1 protein-coding gene and 1 pseudogene are annotated in these 2,757 nt (G+C 74.3%); both read left to right on the top strand.

Features of this window, described 5'->3' with window-relative positions:
* The coding region (locus tag ACFXA3_RS40385; protein ID WP_385196094.1) for an FHA domain-containing protein at positions 1 to 2,361 on the top strand (2,361 nt) is incomplete at its 5' end.
* A gap of 6 nt (positions 2,362 to 2,367) precedes the next feature.
* Positions 2,368 to 2,757, top strand: a pseudogene (locus ACFXA3_RS40380) (hypothetical protein); the annotation flags it as partial.

The raw sequence follows: 2,757 nt of genomic DNA, 5'->3' as shown, positions 1-2,757 counted from the left end.
GTCCCGGGCCGGACGTACCACGTCGGCCGGGACCCCCTCTGCGAGATCTGCCTCGACGACGCCCGCGTCTCCTGGCACCACGCCCTGCTGCGCCCCGACGGCGACCACTGGACCGTGGAGGACGAGAACAGCACCAACGGCACGTGGGCCGACGGCCACCGCATCCACGAGTGGAGCGTCGGCGCGGGCAGCGAACTGCGCTTCGGCAGCGCCGCGGACGGCCCGCGCGCACTGCTCCTGGGCCCCGCCCCGGTGACCCCAGCGGCCCCGGTGGCCCTGGTGACCCCGGCCGCCCCCGTGACCCCGGCCGCCCCGGCGGACCGGGCGGCTCCGGACGGCGGCTCCCGACCGTCCTCGGTCTCCCACCCCTCCCTGACCGGCACCTTCCGCCGCCCCACCACCGTGCGCCCGCTGCCCGAGCGGACCGCCGTGCGCATCGGCCGAGCCCCCGGGAACGACCTCGTCATCGACGACCTCGTCGTCTCCCGCCGGCACGCCGAACTGCGCGCCCTCGCCGACGGCACGTACGAGATCGCCGACCTCGGCAGTCACAACGGCACCTTCCTCAACGGCACCCGCACCGACCGCGCCCCCGTCACCGAGGGCGACATCATCGGCATCGGCCACACCGCCCTGTGCCTCGTCGGCGACCAGCTCCAGGAGTACGTCGACACCGGCGAGGTCTCCCTCGACGTCCAGGACCTCGCCGTCGCCGTCGACCACGGCCGCAAGACCCTCCTCGACCACGTCTCCTTCCCCGTCGGCGCCAAATGCCTGCTCGCCGTCGTCGGCCCCAGCGGAGCCGGCAAGTCCACCCTCCTCGGCGCCCTCACCGGCCTGCGCCCCGCCGACCACGGCAGCGTCCTCTACGACGGCCGCGACCTCTACCGCGACTACGCCGAACTGCGCAGCCGCATCGGCCTCGTCCCCCAGGACGACATCCTGCACGCCCAGCTCACCGTCCGCCGCGCCCTCACCTACGCCGCCGAACTGCGCTTCCCGCAGGACACCGCCCCCGCCGAACGCCAGGCCCGCGTCGACGAGGTGATCGGCGAACTCGGCCTCGGGCAGCGCGCCGACCAGCCCATCCACAGCCTCTCCGGCGGCCAGCGCAAACGCGTCTCCGTCGCCCTGGAACTGCTGACCAAGCCCTCCCTGCTGTTCCTGGACGAGCCCACCTCCGGCCTCGACCCCGGCATGGACCGCTCCGTCATGCACATGCTGCGCGGCCTGGCCGACGACGGCCGCACCGTCATCGTCGTCACCCACAGCGTGCTCAGCCTCGACGTCTGCGACCGGCTGCTGGTCCTCGCCCCCGGCGGGCGCATCGCGTACTTCGGACCGCCCGGCGAAACCCTCGGCTTCTTCGGCTTCGCCCAGTGGCCCGAGGCCTTCGAAGCGTTCGAGAACCAGCAGGACCGGGACTGGGCCGCGCAGTACCGGTCCTCCCCGCAGTACCGCAGGTACGTACAGCACGCCGCGCGGCAGCCCCGGCAGGACGCGGACCGGTCCCCGGCGGCCGCGTTCGCCGCCCCGCCGCCCAAGGCCCAGAGCTGGGGCGCCCAGCTCTCCACCCTGATGCGCCGCTACGCCGCCGCGCTCAGCGCGGACCGCACCTTCCTCGCCATCATGATCGCGCTGCCGTTCGTCATGGGCGCCATGGCCCGCGCCCTCGCGGGCAGCAGCCTCACCCAGGAGACCGCGATCAACGCCCTGCTCATCCTGTGCGTCGGCGGCGTGCTGACGGGCGCCGCCAACGCCGTACGCGAGCTGGTCAAGGAACGCGTCATCTACCAGCGGGAACGGGCCGTCGGACTGTCCAGATCCGCCTACCTGATGTCCAAGGTGCTGGTGCTCGGCGCCGTCACCGTCGCGCAGGCCGTGGTGCTGACGCTGGTCGGCCTCTACGGGGTCGACACCAACGCCCCCGGCGGCAAGGGAGTCTTCCTGCCACCCCTCGTCGAGATCACCCTCGCCGTCGCCCTGCTGTCCTTCACCGCCATGATGCTCGGCCTGCTGGTCTCGGCCCTGGTCCGCAAGGAGGAGGTCACCATGCCGCTGCTGGTCCTCCTCGCCATCGTCCAGGTGGTCTTCTGCGGAGCCCTGCTCCAGCTCGACGGCGTACCCGTCGTCGGACAGCTCGCGTGGCTGGTGCCCTCCCGGTGGGCGCTCGGCGCCATGGCCGCCACCATCGACCTCGGCGCGATCGTGCCCGGCAAACTCACCGACGACCCGCTCTTCGCGCACAGCCCCGGGGTGTGGCTGCTGGACATGGGGATGCTGGTGGCCCTGTCCGTCCTGTTCGGGGTGGTGGTCCTGCGGCTGCTGCGCCGCCACGAACCCGCGATCATGCGGAAGTAGGCGCCGATGACCAGCCCGGCCGGTCCCGCCGCCTTCCACCCCACCCACGTGGTCCCCCGCGAAGGGCTGCCCGCCTGGGAGGAACCCGACGTCTCCCGGCCGGCCGCGGCCCTGGACCCCTTCCTGCCCGTGCAACTGCTGTCCCGGCGCGGGGAGTGGGGGGAGATCCTGTGCGCCAACGGCTGGTCCGCCTGGGTGGACGGACGGCTCCTGGTCGCCGTCCCGGAGCCGCCACCGGCCGGCGCCATGCCGCCGGCCCGCACCGAGGACCCGCTGCCGCTGCTCGCGCGCGGCGCCGAGACCCTGGAGCACTACCGGCGGGCCGTCGCGGAACACGCCCCCGGGCGGCCCCGCCCCCGGGCGGCCCCGGGCGCGGCCCCGGCGGCGCGCGCCCGC

Source organism: Streptomyces sp. NPDC059456 (assembly GCF_042750055.1).
Lineage (GTDB): Bacteria > Actinomycetota > Actinomycetes > Streptomycetales > Streptomycetaceae > Streptomyces.
This window is presented reverse-complemented; position numbering and strand designations above follow the sequence as displayed.